This window comes from Nonomuraea deserti, assembly GCF_004348685.1.
Taxonomy (GTDB): Bacteria; Actinomycetota; Actinomycetes; order Streptosporangiales; family Streptosporangiaceae; genus Nonomuraea; species Nonomuraea deserti.
Genome location: NZ_SMKO01000009.1, coordinates 25,152 through 46,327 on the forward strand (window position 1 = coordinate 25,152; position 21,176 = coordinate 46,327).

General features: G+C 73.4%; 14 protein-coding genes. 4 read left to right on the forward strand and 10 right to left on the reverse strand.

Features of this window, described 5'->3' with window-relative positions; translation table 11 throughout:
- Positions 1-7: 7 nt before the first annotated feature.
- The 6 genes from egtC to E1292_RS05905 form a co-directional block, all read right to left on the reverse strand.
- Complete coding sequence (gene egtC / locus E1292_RS05880; protein ID WP_132592786.1) at positions 8-715, reverse strand: ergothioneine biosynthesis protein EgtC; 708 nt, start codon at positions 713-715, stop codon at positions 8-10.
- Complete coding sequence (gene egtB / locus E1292_RS05885; RefSeq protein ID WP_132592788.1) at positions 715-2,013, reverse strand: ergothioneine biosynthesis protein EgtB; 1,299 nt, start codon at positions 2,011-2,013, stop codon at positions 715-717. Before egtB ends, egtC begins: the two co-directional genes overlap by 1 nt.
- Positions 2,014-2,060: 47 nt before the next feature.
- Positions 2,061-3,323, reverse strand: coding sequence for an ergothioneine biosynthesis glutamate--cysteine ligase EgtA (gene egtA / locus E1292_RS05890; RefSeq protein WP_132592790.1), 1,263 nt, complete (start codon positions 3,321-3,323; stop codon positions 2,061-2,063).
- Between the two features lie 67 nt (positions 3,324-3,390).
- The gene (locus tag E1292_RS05895; protein ID WP_132592792.1) at positions 3,391-3,630 is read right to left on the reverse strand and encodes an anti-sigma factor family protein; all 240 of its coding nucleotides are present in this window, start codon (positions 3,628-3,630) and stop codon (positions 3,391-3,393) included.
- A 41-nt stretch (positions 3,631-3,671) separates the two neighbouring features.
- Positions 3,672-4,322, reverse strand: a complete 651-nt coding sequence (locus tag E1292_RS05900; protein WP_246089954.1) for an RNA polymerase sigma factor — start codon at positions 4,320-4,322, stop codon at positions 3,672-3,674.
- Positions 4,323-4,612: 290 nt separating this feature from the next.
- Positions 4,613-6,520 carry a glycoside hydrolase family 127 protein gene (locus E1292_RS05905; RefSeq protein ID WP_132592794.1) on the reverse strand — a complete coding sequence of 636 codons (1,908 nt, stop codon included), beginning with the start codon at positions 6,518-6,520 and terminating at the stop codon, positions 4,613-4,615.
- 139 nt (positions 6,521-6,659) lie between these two features.
- On the opposite strand from E1292_RS05905, the gene E1292_RS05910 reads away from it, so the two are divergent.
- Genes E1292_RS05910 through E1292_RS05920 form a run of 3 tightly spaced genes read left to right on the forward strand, consistent with a single transcriptional unit; the run spans position 6,660 to position 12,396 of the window.
- Positions 6,660-8,366, forward strand: coding sequence for a glycoside hydrolase family protein (locus E1292_RS05910; protein WP_132592796.1), 1,707 nt, complete (start codon positions 6,660-6,662; stop codon positions 8,364-8,366).
- Positions 8,367-8,371: 5 nt separating this feature from the next.
- A complete protein-coding gene (locus E1292_RS05915) occupies positions 8,372-11,188 on the forward strand; it encodes an alpha-L-rhamnosidase (RefSeq protein WP_132592798.1) in 2,817 nt (938 codons plus the stop codon).
- Positions 11,185-12,396, forward strand: coding sequence for a GDSL-type esterase/lipase family protein (locus E1292_RS05920; protein WP_132592800.1), 1,212 nt, complete (start codon positions 11,185-11,187; stop codon positions 12,394-12,396). Before E1292_RS05915 ends, E1292_RS05920 begins: the two co-directional genes overlap by 4 nt.
- Here E1292_RS05920 and E1292_RS05925 read toward each other — a convergent pair.
- The 3 genes from E1292_RS05925 to E1292_RS05935 all read right to left on the reverse strand — a co-directional run bounded on the left by E1292_RS05925 (position 12,380) and on the right by E1292_RS05935 (position 17,771).
- The gene (locus tag E1292_RS05925) at positions 12,380-12,907 is read right to left on the reverse strand and encodes a hypothetical protein (protein WP_132592802.1); all 528 of its coding nucleotides are present in this window, start codon (positions 12,905-12,907) and stop codon (positions 12,380-12,382) included. The two genes, E1292_RS05920 and E1292_RS05925, sit on opposite strands and share 17 nt — an antisense overlap.
- A 158-nt stretch (positions 12,908-13,065) precedes the next feature.
- Positions 13,066-14,733, reverse strand: coding sequence for an acyltransferase (locus E1292_RS54805; protein WP_132592804.1), 1,668 nt, complete (start codon positions 14,731-14,733; stop codon positions 13,066-13,068).
- Positions 14,730-17,771, reverse strand: a complete 3,042-nt coding sequence (locus E1292_RS05935) for a glycoside hydrolase family 2 TIM barrel-domain containing protein (protein ID WP_132592806.1) — start codon at positions 17,769-17,771, stop codon at positions 14,730-14,732. The genes E1292_RS54805 and E1292_RS05935 overlap by 4 nt, the downstream gene beginning before the upstream one ends.
- A gap of 235 nt (positions 17,772-18,006) precedes the next feature.
- Between E1292_RS05935 and E1292_RS05940 the strand changes: the two genes are divergently transcribed.
- Complete coding sequence (locus E1292_RS05940) at positions 18,007-20,082, forward strand: beta-galactosidase (protein WP_132592808.1); 2,076 nt, start codon at positions 18,007-18,009, stop codon at positions 20,080-20,082.
- 39 nt (positions 20,083-20,121) lie between these two features.
- Here the strand turns inward: E1292_RS05940 and E1292_RS05945 are convergent, their stop codons facing one another.
- Complete coding sequence (locus E1292_RS05945) at positions 20,122-21,084, reverse strand: RNA-guided endonuclease InsQ/TnpB family protein (protein ID WP_132592810.1); 963 nt, start codon at positions 21,082-21,084, stop codon at positions 20,122-20,124.
- Positions 21,085-21,176: the final 92 nt, after the last annotated feature.

Consider the following 21,176-nt stretch of genomic DNA (forward strand, 5'->3'; position numbering starts at 1 on the left):
GAAAGGGTCACATGGGCTGGACGCGCACGCCTTCGGACGAGGCGAGCAGCAGGCTGCGGTCCGGCACGGCCTGCCAGCCGGGCAGGTCGTCGAGCGGTTCGCTCGCCACGACCACGCCGTCCTGGTGACGGTGGACGAAGAGCGTGTCGCCCCAGACGGTCGCGGCGATGGACGCGCCGTCGCAGGCGAGCAGGTTCAGGCGGGCGCCGGGGTCCTTCTCCCCGGCGTGGGCGACGACCTCCGTGAGGGCCTCCCCGAGGTCGGGCTCCGCGCGCAACCGCTGGAAGACGGCGGCGGCGAGCCAGGCGGAGTCGCAGGCGCTCTCGGCGCTGTCGGCGAGCGCCCTGACCGCGTCCCGTTCGACGCGGCCGTTGTGGCTGAGCATCCACGGGCCGTCGGTGAACGGCGCGGTGGCGCTCTCCTCGACCGGCATGCCGACGGTGGCGCACCGTACGGCTCCCAGCAGGCAGCCCGAGAGGGCGACCTGGGCGAGCGCGGGCAGGTTGGCGTCGGCCCACATCGGGATGGCGCGCCGGTAGCGGACGGGCTCGGCGCGGGCGGGGTCGTACCAGCCCATGCCGAAGCCGTCGGCGTTGACCGTGCCGTGCCGCTGCCGCCGGGGCGCGTACGACTGGGCGAGCAGGCCGTGCTCGGGCTCCTGGATCAGCGTGGCCAGGGCGCGGGGGGCGCCCAGCCAGGCCGCGTGCCGGCACACTAGGCCCGCTCCCCGTCACGGGCGCAGCGGAACCCGGTGAAGATCTGCCGGCGGATCGGGTAGTCCCAGTTCCTGAACGTGGTGCGGATCGCCGCCGGGTCGGCCGCCCACGAGCCGCCGCGCAGCACCCTGTACTCCTGGCCGAAGAAGACCTCGCTGTACTCCCGGTACGGGAAGCTGCGGAAACCCGGGTAGCCGTCGAACCACGTGCCGGTCCACTCCCACACGTCGCCGATCATCTGCTCGGTCCCGTACGCGCCGGCGCCGGCCGGGTAGGCGCCGAGCGGCGCGGGCCGGGCGGCGCGGTGGCCGAGGTTGGCCAGGTCGGGGGTGGGCTCGTGGTCGCCCCACGGGTATTTCCGTGCCCGGCCCGCCTCGGGGTCCCAGCCGCAGGCCTTCTCCCACTCGGCCTCGGTGGGCAGCCGCTTGCCCGCCCAGCGGGCGTAGGCGTCGGCCTCGTACCAGGACACGTGCTGCACCGGCTCGTCCATCGGCACGGGCTCGGTGCGGCCGAAGCGGGTGCGGTGCCAGGCGCCGCCGTCCTTGGTCCAGAACAGCGGGGCGAAGACGCCGATCCGCTGCCGCCACTCCCAGCCTTCCCGGGTCCACCAGCGGGGGTCGTGGTAGCCGCCGTCCTCGATGAACGCGGCGTAGGCGCCGTTGCCGACGGGCAGCCGGTCGATCCAGTAGCCGGGCAGGTCGACGCGGTGGGCGGGGCGCTCGTTGTCGTAGGCCCACGGCTGGCTGTCGGTGCCCATGAGGAAGGGGCCGGCGGGCACCAACACCTCGTCCCGTCCGGCGTTGCGGGCCGGCGGCAGGTGCCCGTCGCGTACCAGGCCGGGCTCCTTCGACAGCTGCAGCGTGGCCAGCATGGTCTCGTCGTGCTGGTGCTCGTGCTGGATGACCAGGCCGAAGACGAAACCGTCGCGGCGCAGCGGCGCGGGATCGTCGAAGTCGACGGCGTCCAGGACGTCGAGGACGCGGCCGCGCACGCCCTCGATGTAGCGGCGGGCCTCCGCCGGTCCGAGGATGGGCAGGCTGGGGCGATCCTTGCGCGGGGTCTTGAAGGCGTCGTAGATGTCGTCGATCTCGGGCCTGAGCGGTGTGATGCCGCCGGCCTCGCGCAGCACCCACAACTCCTCGTAGTTGCCGACGTGCGCGAGGTCCCACACCAGGGGCGACATCAGCGGTGAATGCTGGCGTACGAGCAGGTCGTCGTCCGCCTCCGTGTAGGTCAGGGACCGGCTGCGCACCGCGAGCAGATCGTTCGCGATGCGTTCCTTGAAGTCGCTCGTCAAGGCTGCTCCTTCGTCAGAGACCCTCGGCTTCGGCCGTGGGGAGTAGGTCAACTTTGTGCCTCTTCGGTCAGCCAGGCCGGCAGCCGCCGCCCCGGTTGTCTCACCAGGTCCATCAGGTCGGCCGCCGGGGAGCGGCCGGTCGTCACGTACCGGTCGGCGAACGCCGCCACCGCGCCGATCAGGGCGGGGGTGGCGCCCAGGCGGGGCAGCGCCTCGAGGGCGGCGCGGAAGCAGGCGTCCGCGGCGCGGGCGAGCCGGGGGTCGGACAGGCCGCGGCGCGCGGCCGCCGCCCAGGTCGCGCGCTCCGGCCCGGACCCTTGCCGCCACCGGGGTCCCAGGCAGGACTCGACGGCGGCGAGCGCGGCGTCGGCGGCGCGGTCGTCGCTGATCAGGGCGTGGGTGACGGCCACGCACACCGGCCAGTCCGCCGGACGCTGGGCGTCCAGGAAGCGGAGCTCCAGCCAGCCCCGGGGCCGCACGGGCGGGAACACCGTGGTGGCGTGGTAGGCCAGGTCCTCGGCGGTGGGCGGGCGCTCGCGCGAGCCCAGCCAGTCGCGGAAGGTCGAGCCGTCGCGGACGGTGCGGCAGCGTTCCTCGCCCTCCCGCACCAGCATGACGCGGGCGTCGAGCAGGTAGCGGGCCCAATCGTCCGCTGGGTCGGCGGACGCGGGTACGGGCGCCGTCCTGGTGGGGTCGAGGTGCTCCCACACGGCCTGGCGGCCCGACATCCATCCGCACGGCCGGCCCCGGCTCAGCGGCGAGTTGGCGAAGGCCGCGGTCAGCACCGGGCCGAGCAGGTGCGCCCGCTCCCACCGCGTCCGGGGTTGCTCCCCCAGGTCCAGGTTGACCTGGATGGACGCCGTGCAGCACATCATCAGCGCCCCGTACGGCCGGCCGAGGAACTCCGCCATCGCGTCGTACCGCGGCTGCTGTAACTGCCGTACCGCCGGGCGCATCGGGTCGAGGCCCACGCCCGCCAGCACCATGCCGTCGCGCGCCAGGGCCCGGCGGGCGGCGGCCACGTCGGCGGTGAGGCCGTCGATCGCGCCGGTCAGCGAGCCGGCCGGGCCGGACAGCTCCAGCTGGCCGCCCGGTTCGAAGGTGACCCGGCTCCCGCCGGGCAGTGGCGGCAACGCCCGCTCGACCCTGTCCATGGGGACGTGGCGGGTGGCCGACGTGCGGTCGAAGACGAGGAACTCCAGCTCCACGCCCACCCGGTCGTCACCGGTGGAGCGGAAGCACCGGTGCGCGTAGTCCCCGACCTCCGAGGCGTCTCTGAGCGGCGAGCCCTCGGCCGTGAGCCCGATCATCGTCTTGCCCTCGCGTGGCACATGGCTCTATAGAGCCGCCAGCCGCGCGAGCGTTACGGGGGAATTGTCAGGATTGTCGCCGCTGCTTGAAGGCGGACATCAGCCGCTCCCGCGTGCGGTCCGTCAACTTCTCCGGAGGCTGGTCGCCGACCGCCCGGATGGTGACGCGGAACTGGTGGACGTAGCGCCGGCAGTCGTCACAGCAGGCCGCGTGGGTCTCGAACCCGGCGCGGTCGGGCGGGTCGAGGGCGTCGTCGAGGTAAGCGGTAATGGATTCCACCAGTTCGCCGCACGTGAACCGCTTCACGACGTTAACCGCCTTACCTTCCGCGTATTGAACCGTTTCACCTATTCTGGCTGCTTCACCGACTCGAAGTAACTCTCCAACAGATCGCGGACCGCCGCACGGGCTCGATGCAGCAGCACCCGCTGGTTGACGGCGGAGATCTCCAGGATCTCGCACACCTCCTCGGAGGTGCATCCCTCGACGTCGCGCAGCGTGATCACGATGCGCTGCCGCGGGGGCAACGTCGCCAGCGCCTCGCCGATCAGGCCCCGCACCTCCGCGGCGAGCGCCTGCCCTTCAGGCGTCGGCCAGGCCGCGGGTGCCTCCTTCCAGCTTGCCGGCAGGGCCGCGTCGATCCCGTCGAACCGGGCGGGATCGACGGCCGGGCCGGCGTCCCGCTCGAAGGCGCTCCACGGCAGTGTACGGCTCTCCCGCACGCTGCGCTTCTTCGCCGTGTTCACGAGGATGCGGTAGACCCAGGTCTTCACGGACGAGCGCCCCTCGAAACCGTCGATGGCGCCGATCACCGCCAGCCACGTGTCCTGCACGACCTCTTCCGCGGAGTCGTCGGTGGAGACGTACGAGCGGGCCACCCGCAGCATGCCCCGCGCCCAGGTGTCGAGCAGCGTCGCGAACATCTCCTCGTCGCCCGCCCGAAGAGCGGAGACGACGACGTCATCCGGGGGCAGCCCGCTGCCCGCGAGGGACCCCACGATCGCTTCCTCCCCGTAGCGTTGGGGACATCATCACATCCCGCCGTCCACCGCTTCCACCGCACCGCTTCCATCGGGGCCGCCTCCGCTCTCGGGCTGTGCATGGCGCGATCGGAAGTCATCGTGAACGGCCGCTACGACATACCCGTTTTCCACCTGTGATCACAGATCATGACCCTTCCTTTGCCCGGCCGCCGGGGAGGCCGGGCAGGCGGGGCAGCACGCCAGGCGAGGGAGCGCGCCAGGCGAGGGAGCGCGCCAGGCTGGACGCGCTCGCGCCGGCACGCGGGTCAGGCCCGGTGCATGGGCGTCCAGACCGTCATCGGCCCGGCCCCGCGGTTGGCCCACGCGTAGTACGGGACGAACGTGAGATCGGCCGGGCCCGCGTGCTCCGGGTCCTGGGGGGCGACGGCGGTGCGGTAGGGAAAACCGCCGTCGTCCTCCCGGTGCACGTGGACCCGGCCGCGCGCGGTGACCGGCACCACGTCGGCGGGCAGGCCGGCGACCGCGCTCGCGTCGCGGAGGTCCGCCGCGGCCAGGCACAGGTCGTCGACGATCACCCCCGGGTGGTCGGCCTGCTCCAGGCAGTAGACCAGCGGCCCGCGCTCGACCGCGACCTGGCCGCGGGCGACGTCGAGCCGGGGCACGGCGGCCGTCAGCCTGGGGCGGATCGCGAGGTCCAGCACCACCCGGTCGCCCGGCCGCCACGTCCTGCGCACGCGGTGGTAGCCGCCCGGCTCGGCCGGCCGCCCGTCGATGCCGGCCGCCTCGACACCGGCCGCGTCGGCCCAGGCGGGGATGCGGGCCGACAGCGTCCACGGGTGGTCGGGGGTCTCCTTGACCACGATCTCGACGCGGCCGGTCCACGGGTAGCCGGTCTCCACCTCCAGCAGCACGCCGCCGGCGCGCACGGTGCCGGGCGCGTACAGGTGGAGCTGGACGCCGTCGCCGTCGCGGGTGGCCAGGTAGTGGTCGAGGGAGGAGAACAGGCGCATCACGTTCGGCGGGCAGCAGGCGGTGCCGTACCAGCCCTGCCGGCCCCGCGCGGGGGCGCGCAGGTCGTCGGGGTCCGCGCCCGCGCGCACGCGCAGCGCGTTGACGTAGAAGAAGTGCTCGCCGTCGAGCGAGACGCCGGGCAGCACGGCGTTGTAGAGGGTGCGCTCGATCAGGTCGGCGAACGCGGCGTCGCCGGTCGCCAGCAACATCCGCCACGACCACTGGATGCTGCCGATCGCCGCGCAGGTCTCGCAGTACGCGGTGTCGGGCGCCAGCTCGTGGTGGCCGCCGAACGCCTCGCCGTACCAGTTGGAGCCGAGACCGCCGGTCAGGTAGGTCTTGGTGGCCACCATGTCGCGCCACTGCCGGTCGAGGGCGGCGAGCAGGTCGAGGTCGGAGGTCTCGACGGCGACGTCGGTCGCTCCCGCGGCGAGATACATCGCGCGCACGGCGTGCCCCTCGACCGTGGTGGCCTCGGCGACCGGCACGCGGTCCTGCCGGTAGCCGGGGCCGTGGTGGCCCTTGAGCTGGATGAGCGAGCGGCCCCTCGCGGCCACCTGGCGGGCGGCGAGATCGAGGTACGCGGGCGCGCCGGTCTCGCGGTGCAGCTCGGCCAGGCCCATCTCGACCTCGGGGTGACCGTCGAGCGCGTCCCCGGGGAGGTCCTTGGCCAGGTGGTCGGCGAAGCGGGCGGCGACCCGCAGCAACGTCTCGTCGCCGGTGGCGCGGCGGCCCGCGACGGCGGCCTGCATGAGGTGGCCCGCGCAGTAGAGCTCATGGCTGGAGGCCAGGTCGGAGTAACGTCGCCGGCCGGTGAGCTGGGTGTGCGTGTGGAGGTAGCCGTCGGCGCACTGCGCGGCGGCGACCAGCTCCGACGCCTCCGCGTACGACCGGGCGAGGCCGTCGTCCTCGCGCCTCCCCCGCTCCCAGGCCAGCGCCTCCAGCCACTTGTAGACGTCGGAGTCGGCGAAGACCTTCCCCCGGTGTTCGGCGGGGTGTTCCCCTCCGGCGCCGCGGGCGGCGTGCCGCAGGTTGTCGAAGGCGCCGGAGTCGCGCACCCGCTCGCCGCCGAGCGGGATGGTCACCGCGCGGTTGACCCGCTGCCGCGCCCCCCAGAACCCGTCCTGGAGGCGGGCTCCCGTCACGGGCCGCAGGGTCACCGCCGCACCAGCACCTGGCCGCACCACCGGATCAACGCTCATGCCACCATCCTCCCTCACCGTTACATATACAACAAGATACGAATATCTATGCACACCTTGACGCGAGTCAACCGGCGAAGCAGGCTGAATGTGACATCTATGCACAGTTGAATATTTATGTGCGACGAAGGGATGGCCCATGCCAGAGATCCCCGACACCGTGCTGCTCGAAGAGCGGGCCGAGCTGGCGATGAACGCGGTGGCCGGACTGCCCGACGCGGACATGGACGGCATTCCGTACTTCAGCGCCGACCTGCTCGCCCGGCCCGCGGCACTGCGGCACGGCGACTGGGACTACGGCTCCAGCCACGGCCGGCTGCTCGACGCGTGCCTGCTCGCCCGGCACATGACGGGCAAGGACACCTGGCGGGAGGTCGAGGACGGCTTCAGGCGGCGGCTGACGAGCTTCTTCGGCCCCGACGGGCTGAGCTATCGGCGGGCCCGCCCCGACGCCGGCTGGGCCCCGAACGCCAACCTCATCGACCAGCGTGCCGTGCTCCTGTCGCTCACCACGTGGTACGTGTCCGACGGCGACCCCAAGGCCAGGGAACTGGCCGACCGGCACGTGGCCGCGCTCAAGCGGATCGCGATCAAGGAGCGGGACGTCTGGTTCTACCCCGCCTCCGAGTACACCCCCGACGGCTGGCCGTCCCCGAACGCCATCGCGCTGCACCTGGCCCCCGACCCGGCGTCGTTCAGCGGCCGGCTGATCATGCCACTGCTCCGCTACCACCAGGCGACCGGCAACGAGGACGCGCTGGAGCTGTGCGGCTGGTTCGCCCGGCTGATCGTGCACAAGAGCGGCGTCTACCACGAGGACGGCAGCTTCAACGCGGCCCGCGCCTACCGCAGCGGCCACTTCCACACCCGCCTCGGCACCCTCGAAGGGCTGGCACGCTACGCCCGCCACACCGGCGACCACGAGCTGACCGCGTTCGTACGCCGCTCCTACGACTGGGCGCTCACCCAGGCCACCCGGTTCGGCTGGACGCCCGGCGACCTCGAAGGCCAGCGCTACGAGCACGAGAGCTGCTCCCTGGTCGACCTGATCGGCACCGGCGTCACGCTCGCCCGGTCCGGGCACACCGGCTACTGGGGCGTGGTGGAGCGGTTCCTGCGCAACCACCTCGTCGAGTCCCAGCTGCTCGACCTGGGCTGGGTCGAGTCGGCCCCCGACACCTCGGGCGACGAGCCCGGCTGGGTGACGCATGTGCGGGTGGGCGAGCGGGTGCGCGGCGCCTTCGCCGGGTACGGCGCGCCCAACGACTACGTCTGCGACATCGAGCTGGGCCGCGGGCACACCGCCGACGTGCAGGCGTGCTGCGTCGGCTCCGGCCTGCGCGGGCTGTTCTGGGGGTGGAACTCCATCGTCACCGGCGACGACCGTGACGTGCGGGTCAACCTGCTGCTCACCCGGGCCACCGAGCGGGTCACCGTGCTCAGCCACCTCCCCCACGAGGGCCGCGTCGACCTCGACGTGCACCAGGACCTGCGCGAGCTGCGGATGCGGGTGCCCGAATGGGCCGGGTACGCCAAGGTGCGCGTGACCCGCGACGGCGACGGGTTCGGCGGGACCGAGACGGGGGCGTGGGCGCCCGACGGCTACCTGTCCGTCCGCGCGCCCAGGCGGGGCGAGCGCGTCACCGTCACGTTCCCCGTGCCCGAGTCGACGAGCACGGAGGTCGCGTCCGGCCGGGAGTTCCAGGTGCGCTGGCGCGGCGACGACGTGATCGGCATCAGCCCCGAGGGCACCGCCCGGCCGATGTACAGCGGGCGCAAGATCCACCCCACCGCGCCACGGCGCCACTACACGCTGGCCCGGCCGGCCACGGAATGGGCCTGGTGAACGCGGTGAGCGGATGGACTCTCCCCGCGGTTCCGGCCGGCGCCGCGCTGCACCCGTACGACCTGCGCTGCGAGCACCTCGGCACCCCGCAGGGCATCGCCGCCAGGGCGCCCAGGCTGAGCTGGCGGCTGGCCTCCGACCGGCGCGGCGACGCGCAGGCCGCGTACCGGATCACGGTCCGCTCCGGCGGCGCTCTGGCCTGGGACAGCGGCTGGATCGACGGCCAGGACACCAGCGCCTCTTACGGGGGCGCGCCGCTGGCGTCGTTCGCCCGCTACACCTGGCAGGTCCATGTCCGGCCCGCGGACGGCCCAAGCGAAGGCGCGGTCGCGGCGGCCGAGTCGTGGTTCGGCACCGGCGTGCTGCACCCGGACGAGTGGGCGGCCGCCTGGATCGGCCACGACCCGGAGACCCTGCCCCCGTTCGAACCGCCGGCCGACGACCGTGAGCCCCGCAGCGTACGCACCGGGTCCCTGCCCGCGCCCCGCTACTTCCGGCGCGTCGTCGACCTGTCACCGGTGACCGCCGTACGGATCGCGTGCACCGCCCGCGGCCTGTACGAGCTGCGCGTCAACGGCCACCGGGTGGGCGACGGCGAGCTGACCCCCGGCTGGACCGACTACCGCTACCGCGTCCCGTACCAGGTGTACGACGTCACCGACCTGATCGGCGACGGCCCCGCCTGCGTGGGGGCGGTGCTCGCGGACGGCTGGTGGTCGGGCAGCCTCGGCTGGGACGGCCGGCAGCAGGCCCAGCGGTACGGCAGGCGTCCTGAACTGCTCGTCCAGCTCGTGGCCGAGCACGCCGACGGCTCGCGCACGGTCGTCGGCACCGACGGGAGCTGGCGGGAGAGCACCGGGCCGCTGCGCTACGCCGACCTGCTGATGGGCGAGTGGTACGACGCCCGCCTGGAACAGCCCGGCTGGGACCTGCCCGGCTTCGACGACTCGTCGTGGGCCCCCGTCCGCGTCGTGGACACCGACCACGACGTCCTCGTGCCCGCCGCGGCCGGGCCCGTCCGCGTCACCGAGGACCTCGTGCCCGTCGAGACCCGGCGGGACGGCGACGGCCGTACCATCGTCGATCTGGGGCAGAACATCGCCGGCCGGGTGCGGCTGACGCTGCGCGGCGCCCCGGCCGGCACCCGCGTCACGCTGCGCCACGGCGAGACGCTCGACGACGGCGGCGGCCTCTACACCGCCAACCTGCGCTCGGCCGAGGCGACCGACCACTACGTGGCCGCGGGGCTGCCGGAGGAGACGTTCGAGCCGAGCTTCACCGTCCACGGCTTCCGCTACGTGGAGGTCACCGGGCACGCCGACGTCGAGCTGGTCGGCCGGGCCATGCACTCGGACACGCCGGTCGCCGGCGAGTTCTCCTGCTCCGACGCCATGGTGCGGCGGCTGACGAGCAACATCCGGTGGAGCCAGCGGGGCAACTTCGTGTCCGTGCCGACCGACTGCCCGCAGCGGGACGAGCGGCTCGGCTGGACCGCCGACGCGCAGGTGTTCCTGCCCACCGCCTGCTACAACGCCGACGTGGCCGCGTTCTTCACCGGCTGGCTGGCCGACCTGCGCTGCGCGCAGACCCCCGAGGGCGCGGTGCCCGACGTGGTGCCGCACGTGATGACGGAGCGGCACGGCGCCCCCGGCTGGGGCGACGCCGCCACGGTCGTGCCGTGGCACCTCTACCGGGTCTACGGCGACGAGCGGGTCCTGCGCGACAGCCTGCCCAGCATGCGCCGGTGGGTGGACCACGTCGAACGCCACAACCCGGGCCTGGTCTGGCGTGACCGGGTGGGCAGCCACTACGGCGACTGGCTGCAGGCGGGCGTGCGCACCTCCCGGGACGTGATGGCCACCGCGTACTTCGCGCTGAGCGCCGACCTCACCGCCAGGGCCGCCTCCGTGCTGGGTCTCGCGGACGTCGCCGAACGGTACGCGGGGCTGCGGGCGCGGATCGGGGACGCGTTCGTGCGGGAGTTCGTGTCCGCCGACGGGCGGGTCTCGGGCGACACGCAGACGGGATACCTGCTGGCGCTCGCGCACGACCTCGTCCCCGACGACCTGGTGCCCGCGGCCGTGGGGCACCTGGTGGCCGACCTGGAGCGGCGGGGGCGGCGGCTGACCACCGGGTTCGCCGGGGTGGGGCTGCTCGGCCCCGTCCTGTCCGCGTACGGACGCCACGACCTCGCCTACGACCTGCTGCACGACGACCGCTACCCGTCCTGGGGCTACTCGATCAAGCGCGGGGCCACCACGATCTGGGAGCGGTGGGACGGCTGGACGGAGGAGAACGGCTTCGGGCCCGTCGCGATGAACTCCTTCAACCACTACGCGCTGGGCTCGGTGGGCGAGTGGCTGTACAGCGGGGTGGCGGGGATCGGGCAGGAGGAGGACTCGGTGGGGTTCCGGCGGCCGCTCATCCGGCCGCTGCCCGGAGGCCGGCTGCGGTGGGCGGCCGCGGCGTACGACACGCCGCTGGGGCGGCTGAGCAGCCGGTGGGAGGTCTCCGAGGGCGCGTTGACGCTGGAGGTGCGCGTCCCGCCGGGCGCGCTGGCCACCGTGCACGTGCCCACCACGGACCCGGCGTCGGTCCGCGAGTCCGGCACGCCGGTGACCGTCGGGCCGGCGGCACCGCAGACCGGCGACCGGCGGGCGCGGGTCTCGGGCGTCGCGGGGGTCTCCGGCGTCTCGGAGGTCTCGGGGGTCTCGGGGGTCTCGGGCGTCGCGGGGGTCGAGGCGGCCGGGGTCTCCGGCTCGGCGCTGGTGTGCCGGGTCGCGTCGGGCCGGTACACGTTCACCGCGTCGTGGGGACGGTGACGGGCCGGCCCGTCACCACGTGGGCCGCCGCCGCCGAACGGCTCGGCGGCGGCCTGCGTGACCTGACCGTGCGCAACATCGTGCGGACCACCGTGGGCGGGAGCGGCCTGCGCGTACGGCTGACCAACGCCTTCGGGGACCGGCCCGTGACGTTCGGGCGCGTCTGCGTGGGCGTCCCGTCGGCGGGGGCGGCGCTGCAGCCGGGGTCGAACCGGATGCTGACGTTCGGCGGGAGCCCCGAGGTCACGGTGCCGCCGGGCGCGACGATTCTCAGCGACCCGCTCCCCGTACGGGTGCGCCCGCGCCGCCGTCTAGCGATCAGCCTGTACGTCCGGGGCGAGGCGGGGACGCTGACGGGCCGCAACCGCGCCACCGCCCCCGCGTGCCCGCCGCCCGTCCTCACCCCGCAGCCCGCCACCCACGCCCACCGGCCACTGCGCGACCGGCATTCGTGCGCCGAGCGGGAACCCGCCACCTCGCCGGCCTACCGGTCGGTCCCCGGTGACCATGCCGCCGACGAGGGCTCGGGGGCCTTCACCGAGGAGGTGGCGGTCTGGCACTGGCTGGACGCGCTGACGGTCACCGCGCCCACCCCCGTGTCGACCGTGGCGGTGCTGGGAGACTCGATCGCCACCGGTGTCGGCTCCGAGACCGGCCACGGCTGGGTGGACCTCCTCGCCGACCTGGCCGCCGAGGGATCGCCACCACTGGCCGTGGTCAACGAGGGCGTCTCCGGCGGCCGCGTGCTGACGGCGGGCACCGGACGCCCCGCCGAGGCCCGCCTGACCGCCGAGGTCCTGACCAAACCCGGCATAGCCGTCGTGATCCTGTTCGCCGGGCTCAACGACCTCGGGGCGGGCGCGCGGGCGGGTGACCTCATCGCCGCGTACGCCCGCATCGCCGCGACCGCCCGCGCCGCCGGGGTCCGCGTGGTCGGCGGCACGCTCACCCCGTACGCGGGCGCCGATTACCACACCGAGGAGGGGGAACGAGCGCGACAGGAGGTCAACGCGTACGTCCGGAGCGCGGGCGCGTTCGACGGCGTGGCCGACTTCGACGCCGCCCTCCGCGACCCCGCCGACCCTGCCCGCCTGCTCCCCCGCCACGACTGCGGCGACCACCTCCACCCGAGCACGTCCGGCCACCAGTCGATGGCCGCCGCGGTCCTGGGGAGGCAGCACACCGCTGAGGTCAGGCGGCGGGCATGACGCCGAGGGCGGTCAGGAGCATCGGCATGGCCATCAGGATCAGCCCCAGGGCGACGGGCCCGCCCAGGACGCCGAGGGCGATGACGCCCTTACGAATCTGCAGGCGCCGCGAGTAGGAGATCGCCAGGGCGCCGAATCCGATCGCCATCAACGTGAAGAACAGCACGTAAGCGACTCCGGCCAGGGTGATCTGGTCGGCCGAGCCCATCAGGCCCAGCGCCATGCCGATCGCTTGACCGACGGCGCCGAGAGCGTAGATGGACAGCAGGGCGAACGCGCTCCACAACACCACGCCCAGAACCGCCGGGGGGAGGGTCCTGGGGCGGCCGGCGATCGACGACAACGCCGCACCCGCACCCACCACCTTCAGGACGACGACCAGCCAGTTCATCACGAGAAGGCCTGATGCGTACGCGGCGTAGGGGCCGCCGTCGAAACGACCGGTCAGCTCGAAGATGACGTTGACGACGGCGAAGCCGACGCAGCACAGGGCCACCAGCAGGCCGGTCACGACGATACGCGTGCCGGGTCGCGCGGGGGCTTCGGCACGATCAGGAGAAAACGCGGGGGAACCCATGTGACCAGTCGACATGCGTCCCGCACCTCGTGTCCTCCCCTGCGAGAGGGAATCTCCCGCCGGGGTCTACCCCTGTGGTGGGAGACGTGCCGTCACACCTCAAGACCGGGGGGCGGTTCTGGGCGGTGGATGCCGCGGGGGCGGTAGCCGAGAGCGCCGGAGAGACCCAGGTAATCGGCGAGCAGCCAGATGATGGCCAGCCACATCTCCGTGCCCTGGAGGCCCGGCAGGCGGGCCGCGCCGGTGCCGCCGGTGAGGGCGAAGCTGAGGCCCGCGCCGTCCTGCCAGCCGCCCAGCGCGCGGCGCAGGTGCCGCCGGGCCCACGCCTCGCCCTCCTCGCGGCGGTGCGCCGTCTGCCTGCCCGCCAGCCACAGCGGGTGGATGACGTCCAGCACGTTGCAGGCGTTGCCGGTGTCCCCATGGAAGTAGCGGGGGTCGCGGGCGTGGGCGAGCACGGTGTCGACGGCCCGCTCCGGGTACGGCAGCGGCAGCCCGAACTGCGCGTACGTGCCCCTCGTGAGCCGGTAGAAGCCGTTGACCACCATCAGCCAGCCGGCGTCGGAGTCGGGCTCGCCCCACATGCCGTGGCTCGGCCGGCAGCGGGTGGTCAGCCAGCCGTACAGGGTCTCGAGGTCGCCGCGCAGCCCGAAGCCGGCGACGTTGCGGTAGAGGCCGGTGCCGATGGCGTCCACCACCGAGCCCGACGTCCAGGCCTCGCGGTCCCAGTCGAGTGCGTCGAGCGCGGCGGTCAGGTCCTTGCCGGTGAGGTCGTGGACGGCGTGGACGGGGTGCTGGAAGCCGGTGCCGAGCAGGTCGAGCGCGTAACCGGCGCAGAGCACGTGGTACGCCGTGACGCCCTCCAGCTCCGGCCCGCCGCCGGAGTCCTCCGGCCCGCCGCCGCCCTGGTCGGGCGTGCGTTCCGGGGAGCCCGGGGCGCCGATCTCCGGGATCAGTCCCGTGGCGGGGTCCTGGCGGTCGCGCAGGAAGGCGACGATCTCCTCGCGCGCGGGCACCGGCGGCGGGCCGCCAAGGAGCAGGTCGGCGATCTCCACGGCGTCGCACCAGGCGCGTACGGTGGGCGGGGCGTCCGGGCGGTCGACGTACCGCTCGCCCGTCCAGCAGCGGGCGAGCACCGCCTCGGCCTGGTCCCTGGCGCGGTCGGCGAAGGCGGCGAGCAGCCCCTCCAGGTCGCCCCCAGGGCGTGACCCCGTGCGGCGGTCGCGGATGGGGCGGGCCGGGTTGCCGGCGACCATGGCCCAGGCGGGCACGTCCTTGGTGACGACCGCGCCCGCGCCGACGACGGCGTGGGCGCCGATGGTGACCCCGTCGAGGACGACGACGTTGGAACCGATCCACACGTCGTCGCCGATGGTGATGCCCTTCGAGCTGATCGGCTGGCGGAACACCGGCCGATCGGGCTCGACGCCGTGGTTGAAGCCGAGCAGGGACGTGTGGGCGCCCACGCGTACGGCGTCGCCGAGCACGACGCGGCCCCGCGCCACGGCGTACGGGTTGAGCGTGCAGTCGTCTCCCATGACGAGGGTGTCGGTGACGTAGGCGTGGGCGGCGATGTAGCTGTGGTCGCCCATGCGCAGGCTGTCGGCGTGGACGGCCGCGAGCGGGGAGACGAAGACCTTCTCCGAGGCCTCGACGGCGATCCTGGCGCGCAGTCCGGCCAGGTGGCTCTCCTGGGCGCGGCGGTCCTCGTCGGTCGCGTGGTCCCAGTACAGCCACGGGCAGAAGTCGAACTTCGACGTCATCGGTAACTCCTTCGCGGGGGCTCCGGGGAGGACAGGGTCATCGACCAGGTGTGGCGGCGGACCGGCAGCCGGTACCGCTCGGGCAGCGCGGGACCGCAGGAGGCGCTGCCGAGGCCCTGCTGGCCGTGGTCCAGGTTGAGCCAGACCCGGCCGGAGTCGGCCAGGTCGTGCGGGTGGAGCGCGGCGGCCAGCGCCTCGCTCGTCCACCGGCGGGCGGTGAAGTCCAGGTGCGGCTCGCCGTCCACGCGCACCGTCGGCAGGCCGTCGCCCGACAGTTCAAGCCAGCGGGTCCCGACGTGGTTGCCGTTCTCCTGCGGGAAGACGTACGGGGTCTGCAGGTCGTCGATCGTACGGGCGAAGCGGCCGACGCGGGCGGCGGCCAGGCTGTCGGCGTACGACTCGCCGGGGCCGCGGCCGAACCACGCGACGTCGGTGTAGCCGCCGGGGAGGGCGAACCTGGCGCCCATGCGCGGCGGGGTGACGCTGAGGTGGCCGTAGGCGGTGTCGTGCCAGTCGCCGACGGGCTCGGCCTCGATCGTCAGGTGGAGCGCGCCGTCCCGCAGGCGCCAGGTGTACGTGGTGCGGAAGCCCAGGGTGCGGGTGGCCGGGCCGCTGCGTCCGCGCACCACGAGCGTGCGGTCGTCCGGGCGTTCGACGCTCGCGGTGCGGTGCATGAAACGGTCGAGGCCGACGGCCTCCCAGTCGGCGGCGAGCGCGTTCCTGGGGCCCTGGCCGCGATCGTTCTCGGTGGGTGCCCGCCACACGTCCAGCACCGGCCCGTCGAGCTCGGCGTCCCCCAGGCTGATCAGCCGCCCGCTCCTGCCGTCGAACGCCGCCGCGCCCAGGCGCACGACACCCGCCCCTGCCCGAGGCGGGGCCCCGGCGGGGGGCACGGCGGAAGGCTCGGCGGACGGCGCAGCGGAAGGCTCGGCGGCGGGCTCGATGGACGGCGCGGCGGAAGGCTCAGTGGAGGGCTCGGCGGCGGGCTGGGCCGGGCGGCGGTGGGTGCCGGAGCCGAGCCGGGCCTGGGTCCAGGCGATGACGTGGCCGGCGGGCGCCCAGCGGGCGGGGGCGGCGAGCGACGCCTCGACGGTGAGCCAGGTCTCGCCCTCCGCCGCGACCGCCATGGCGGGAAGGCGAGCGCGCACCGTCTCCCGGGCCGGGCAGCGCGGCACGGGGAGCGTCCCGCCGTGCCAGGGCTCGCCGTCCACTTCCGTGGACCAGCGGAACTCCAGGTGGGCGAGGTCGATCAGGTCGTGCTTGTTGGTGACGGCCACCTCTCCCGCGACCGTGTCCACGGCGAGCCCCACGGGCGCGATGGCGGCGCGCAGCCCGGCCAGGCCCGGCGAGGGCGTGCGGTCGGGGAACAGCAGCCCGTCCAGGCAGTAGCGGCCGCCGTTCGGCTGGTGGTCGATGTCGCCGCCGTGCCGGTGGTAGGGGCGGCCGTGCTCGTCGGTCCCGGCCAGCCCGTGGTCGATCCACTCCCACACGAACGCGCCGCAGAACCGCTCGTACGACTCCAGAATGGCCTGGTAGCCGGCCAGCGAGCCGGGCCCGTTGCCCATGGCGTGGGCGTACTCGCACAGCAGGAACGGCAGCCCGCGCCGCCGCACGTCGTCAGGCGACTCCGCGGTCACCCCCGCCGGCGTCTCCTCCTTGCGCTGCCCGATCCGCTCCAGGTCGTCCAGCGACGGGTACATCAGGCTGTAGAAGTCGGAGTGGCGGTAGCTCGGGTCGCGTTCGTAGTGCAGGGGCCTGGTCGGGTCGCGCTCGCGGATCCAGCGTTCGATGTCGCCGAACGCCACACCGCTCCCGCTCTCGTTGCCGAGCGACCAGACGACCACGCTGGGATGGTTCTTGTCGCGCTCGACCATCCGCCGGGCGCGGTCGAGCAGGGCGTCGCGCCACATCGGCTCGGCGGGCGGGTTGCCCTCCCAGCCCGCGTAGATGAAGCCGTGCGTCTCGATGTCGCACTCGTCGACGACCCACAGGCCGTACTCGTCGCACAGCCGCAGGAACTCGGGGTGCGGCGGGTAGTGGGCGGTGCGGACGGCGTTGACGTTGTGCCGCTTCATCAGCTCGATGTCGCGGATCATGGTGGCGCGGTCGAGCGAGCGGCCGCGTACGGGGTCGTGCTCGTGCCGGTTGACGCCGCGGAAGAGCACCGGTTCGCCGTTGACGAGCAGCCGGCCGCCGGCGATCTCGACGGTCCTGAAGCCGACGGGCAGGTCGATCGTCTCGCCGGCGGCGCGGAGGGTGCCGCGGTAGAGGCGGGGGTGTTCGGCGCTCCACGGCTCGACGTGCGCGACCGTGACCTCCTCGCCCGTGGGCGCGGCGATGCCGAGCTCGGGGATCTCGACCAGGCCCGGGGCGTCGGCGGTGACCAGGAGCGCGCCGGAGCCGGTGGCGGCGTCGTAGGAGGCCCGGACGGTGAGGTCGTCGATGCCGTCCTCGGGCCTGGCCAGCAGCTCCACGTCGCGGAAGATGCCGGGCAGCCACCACATGTCCTGGTCTTCCAGGTAGCTGCCGGACGACCAGCGCTGCACGCGTACGGCGAGCAGGTTGCCGCCGGCCCGCACGAGCCCCGTGACGTCGAACTCGAAGGGCAGCCGGCTGCCCTTCGAGTGCCCGAGCAGCTCGCCGTTGAGCCAGACGGTGCCGCAGGAGTCGACCCCCTGGAAGCGCAGCACGGTCCGGCCGGCGGGCCAGTCCGCGGGCACCTCGAAGCGGAGCCGGTAGTCGCCGGTCGGGTTGTCGTCGGGCAGGTGGGGCGGGTCGATGGGGAACGGGTAGGCGGTGTTGGTGTAGAGGGGCCGGCCGTGGCCCTCCAGCACCCAGTGCGACGGCACCCTGATCGTGTCCCAGCCGCCGTCGTCGAGCGCCGGGTCGGGGAGCGCGGGACCCGTTCCCGCGGCGGTGTCCGAGAGGCGGAAGCGCCACAGGCCGTTGAGCGACAGCCGCGGCGCGTCGGAGACGAAGTCCGCGCGCGCCGCCCGCCGCCCGGAGCCCGGCCCGGGGTCCTCGTGGAAGTCGACCATCCGAACGTCCCTCCGGTGAGACAAAACGTTTTAAGCCTATACGCGGTGATCCGCCGACACCATCCCTCTCTTGCCTCCGACGATCCGCCGCCCTGGCTCGGGACACAGGAAACGGGACAGCAACGAAGCGCCCTCAGGGCATTGACATGAGAGGCTGAATAAATATATCATTCGGTAAATCGTTTTAAGATATGCCACCGGTCCGTCACGACCTGGGGAGGAGGCAAGAGCCCCCATGACGCCACCGCCCCCCACCCGCAGCCCCGGCATCCGCTTCGGCACGGCCTACTATCCCGAATACCTCCGCTCCCCCGATCCGAAGCGCGACCTCGACCTGATGGCCCAGGCCAAGATCGACAGCATTCGCGTCGGCGAATCCGTCTGGTCCACCTGGGAGCCCCGCGACGGCGAGTTCGACCTCGACTGGCTGACGCCCGTCCTGGACGCGGCGCACGAGCGCGACATCGGCGTGCTGCTGGGCACCCCGACGTACGCCATCCCGCCCTGGCTGCAGCGCAAGCACCCCGAGCTGGCCATCGTGCGCGCCGGCGGAGCCCGCATCCCCTGGGGCGCGCGACAGGAGGTCGACTTCACCTCGCCGGCCTTCCTGCGCCACGCCGAGCGTGTCATCCGCGCCGTCGTCGGCCGGCACGGCGGCCACCCCGCCGTGATCGGGATCCAGCTCGACAACGAGCCGGGACTGCACCTCATCCACAACGAGCCGGTGTTCGAGCGGTTCACCGCCTGGCTCGCCGAACGGTACGGCGACGTCGGACGGCTGAACGAGGAATGGGGGCTGGCGTACTGGTCGCACCGCCTGGGCGACTGGGCCGAGCTCTGGCGGCCCGACGGCAACACCACCCCGTCGTACGACCTCGCGTGGCGGCGCTTCCAGGCCGAGCTCACCACCCGGTTCATCGCCTGGCAGGCCGCTCTCGTGCGGGAGCTGGTGCCCGGCGACCGCGCGCTCACCACGTGCCTGGCCTACCAGCGGCCGGCCCTGGACGACGTACGGCTGTCCGAGCACCTGACCGTCACCAGCGGGAACGCCTACTACCTGGCGCAGGACGCGCTGACCCGCGACGCCGAGGACCGGCCAGCCGAGCTCGGCTGGTTCGCCGCCGGGCCCGACGCGCTGTTCCAGGCGGCCGACCGCATGTACGGCTCCAAGCAGCGCCGCTACTGGGTGACCGAGACGAACGCGACGTCGATCGCCGGATCCCAGCTCAACGTCACGCCCTACGACGGCCAGCTCCGCCAGGCGGCCTGGGCGCTGGTCGCGCGCGGCGCGGAGATGATCTCTTACTGGCACTGGAACACGCTGCACGACGGCGCCGAGACGTATTGGGGCGGCATCCTCGGGCACGCCGTGACGCCGGGCCGGATCTACGACGAGATCGCGGCGCTGGGCGCGGAGCTCGACCGGGCGCGCGACGACCTCGACGGGCTCACCCCCGACGCCGACGTAGGGTTCGTCCACTCCCCCGACAGCAAGTGGGCGCTGGCGTTCCAGCCGCCGCTCACGCTCGACGGGCGCAGCCCCGACCGCGACTCCTACGAGCGGATCGTCGCGGCCTTCTACCAGGGGGCGAGCGACGCGGGGCTGCAGGCGGGGTTCGTGACGCCCGAGCAGTTCGGAGCCCGGCGCTTCCCCGTCGTGGTGGCGCCCGCCCTCTACTGCCTGTCCGACGCGACGGCCGAAGCGCTCACTGGATACGTGCGCGACGGCGGGCATCTGGTGCTGACCTTCCGCACCGGGTACGCGGACGAGGAGGCGCGGGCGCGGCCCGAGGTGGCGCCGGGGCCGCTGCGCGAGCTGGCCGGGGTGCGCTACCTGGAGTACTCGACGATGCTCGGCCCCGTCCCCGTGCACGGGCTCGGGAAGCAGGGGGTGGCCCGCGCCTGGGCGGACGCGCTGGAGCCGGAGGGGGCCGAGGCGCTGGCCCGCTACGACCATCACCACTTCGGCCGCTGGCCCGCCGTCACCGAGCACCGCGTCGGGCGCGGCACGGTGACCTACGTCGGCACCCTGCCCGGCAGGGAGCTGGCGGCGGCGCTGTTCCGCCGCATCGCCGCCCGGGCCACCGAACAGCACGCTGCCCCGCTGGTCGGCGAAGGCGGGCAGCCGCAGGTCACCGTGCGCTCCGCGGTGAACGCGCGCGGGCAGCGCCTCTGGTTCGTGCACAACTGGTCCGACCGCGAGCACGCGGTGACCGTGACCCGGCCGGCCGTCGAGATCACCGGGCAGCGGCGGCCCCTCGACCGGGGCCCGCTCCGGCTGGCCCCCTTCGACGTACGGGTGATCACTTGACATCCTCCCCGCGCTGAAGCGCGGGGATTCCAACGGCAACTACCCCACGAGGAGGAGGTCACGTTGAGGTTCGCGGTGCACCGGCCCGGCAACCCGTGGCCCTTCCCGCGTAGACACGGCATGCCCTGCCGCGTGTTTGATGTTCCTGGCCGCGTGCACGTCGGCGTTGCAGGCGTATCCGCAGGATCGGCGCCGGTAGCGCGCTTGGCTCTCGCGCGCTACCCGGTCCACGATCCCGCACGCCGAGCACCGCTGGCTCGTGTACGCGGGGTTGACCTTCACCACCCGCCCGAGTGCCTTGTGTTCCAGTCGTTGGACGAGATGGCCCCATGCGGCGGTTATGATCGACCGGTTCAGCCCAGCCTTGGCCCGAACGTTCCGCCCGGGCGCTTCGACAGTGCCGCGCACCGACCGGGTCATGTTGCGGATCTTCAGGTCTTCGACGGCGATCACGTCGAACCGGCATGCCAAATCGGTGCTGGTCTTCTCCACCCGGTCCTTGCGCCGGTCGGTCTCCCGCGCCTTCACGCGGGCGATGGCGGCCTTGACCTTGGCGCGCCGGTTCGATCCGCGCTCGGCCCTGGCAAGCTTGCGCAGCAGGCGAATCCATCCCACCTTCGGGACCTTCACCTCGCCCACGTGGCGGGACAAGCGGCGCACGTCACCCCCTTTGACGGCGACGATCCGGAACCCTTCGCCGCACCCGCGCCTGCGCCACGTCGGACGCCTATGGTTTCCGCCACAGTAGTTCGCCATGGCTTGCGCGAAGTCCTTCAGAGCCTGCTGCTGGACGATGACCGATCCGGTGCGCAGCCACTCGAACTCTGCCCGCGCATCCGTCAACTGGCGGCACTGGTCGACGAACCCTGGCGCGCTCTTGCGTCCCGGCTTCCCGTGCGCGTGCTGCTCAACCGCGAGATTCCACACGAACCGGGCGTGCCCGCAATGCTCCAGCAGTGCTGCCTCCTGGGCAGGCGAGGGCTGGAGCCGGTAGCGGGACATACCGATCAATCTACCGACCGCCACCGACAAAACCGGGAGACCACAGTGTCCGGCCGTTCCGGCTTTCCTCCCCGCCCTGAAGGACGGGGCCT

Bases quoted from the DNA above. Each gene is read 5' to 3' on its own strand.
- E1292_RS05910 (WP_132592796.1), top strand. From the start codon at position 6,660: ATGCCAGAGATCCCCGACACCGTGCTGCTCGAAGAGCGGGCCGAGCTG.
- E1292_RS05905 (WP_132592794.1), bottom strand. From the start codon at position 6,520: ATGAGCGTTGATCCGGTGGTGCGGCCAGGTGCTGGTGCGGCGGTGACC.
- E1292_RS05940 (WP_132592808.1), top strand. From the start codon at position 18,007: ATGACGCCACCGCCCCCCACCCGCAGCCCCGGCATCCGCTTCGGCACG.
- egtA (WP_132592790.1), bottom strand. From the start codon at position 3,323: ATGATCGGGCTCACGGCCGAGGGCTCGCCGCTCAGAGACGCCTCGGAG.
- E1292_RS05945 (WP_132592810.1), bottom strand. From the start codon at position 21,084: ATGTCCCGCTACCGGCTCCAGCCCTCGCCTGCCCAGGAGGCAGCACTG.
- E1292_RS54805 (WP_132592804.1), bottom strand. From the start codon at position 14,733: ATGACGTCGAAGTTCGACTTCTGCCCGTGGCTGTACTGGGACCACGCG.
- E1292_RS05935 (WP_132592806.1), bottom strand. From the start codon at position 17,771: ATGGTCGACTTCCACGAGGACCCCGGGCCGGGCTCCGGGCGGCGGGCG.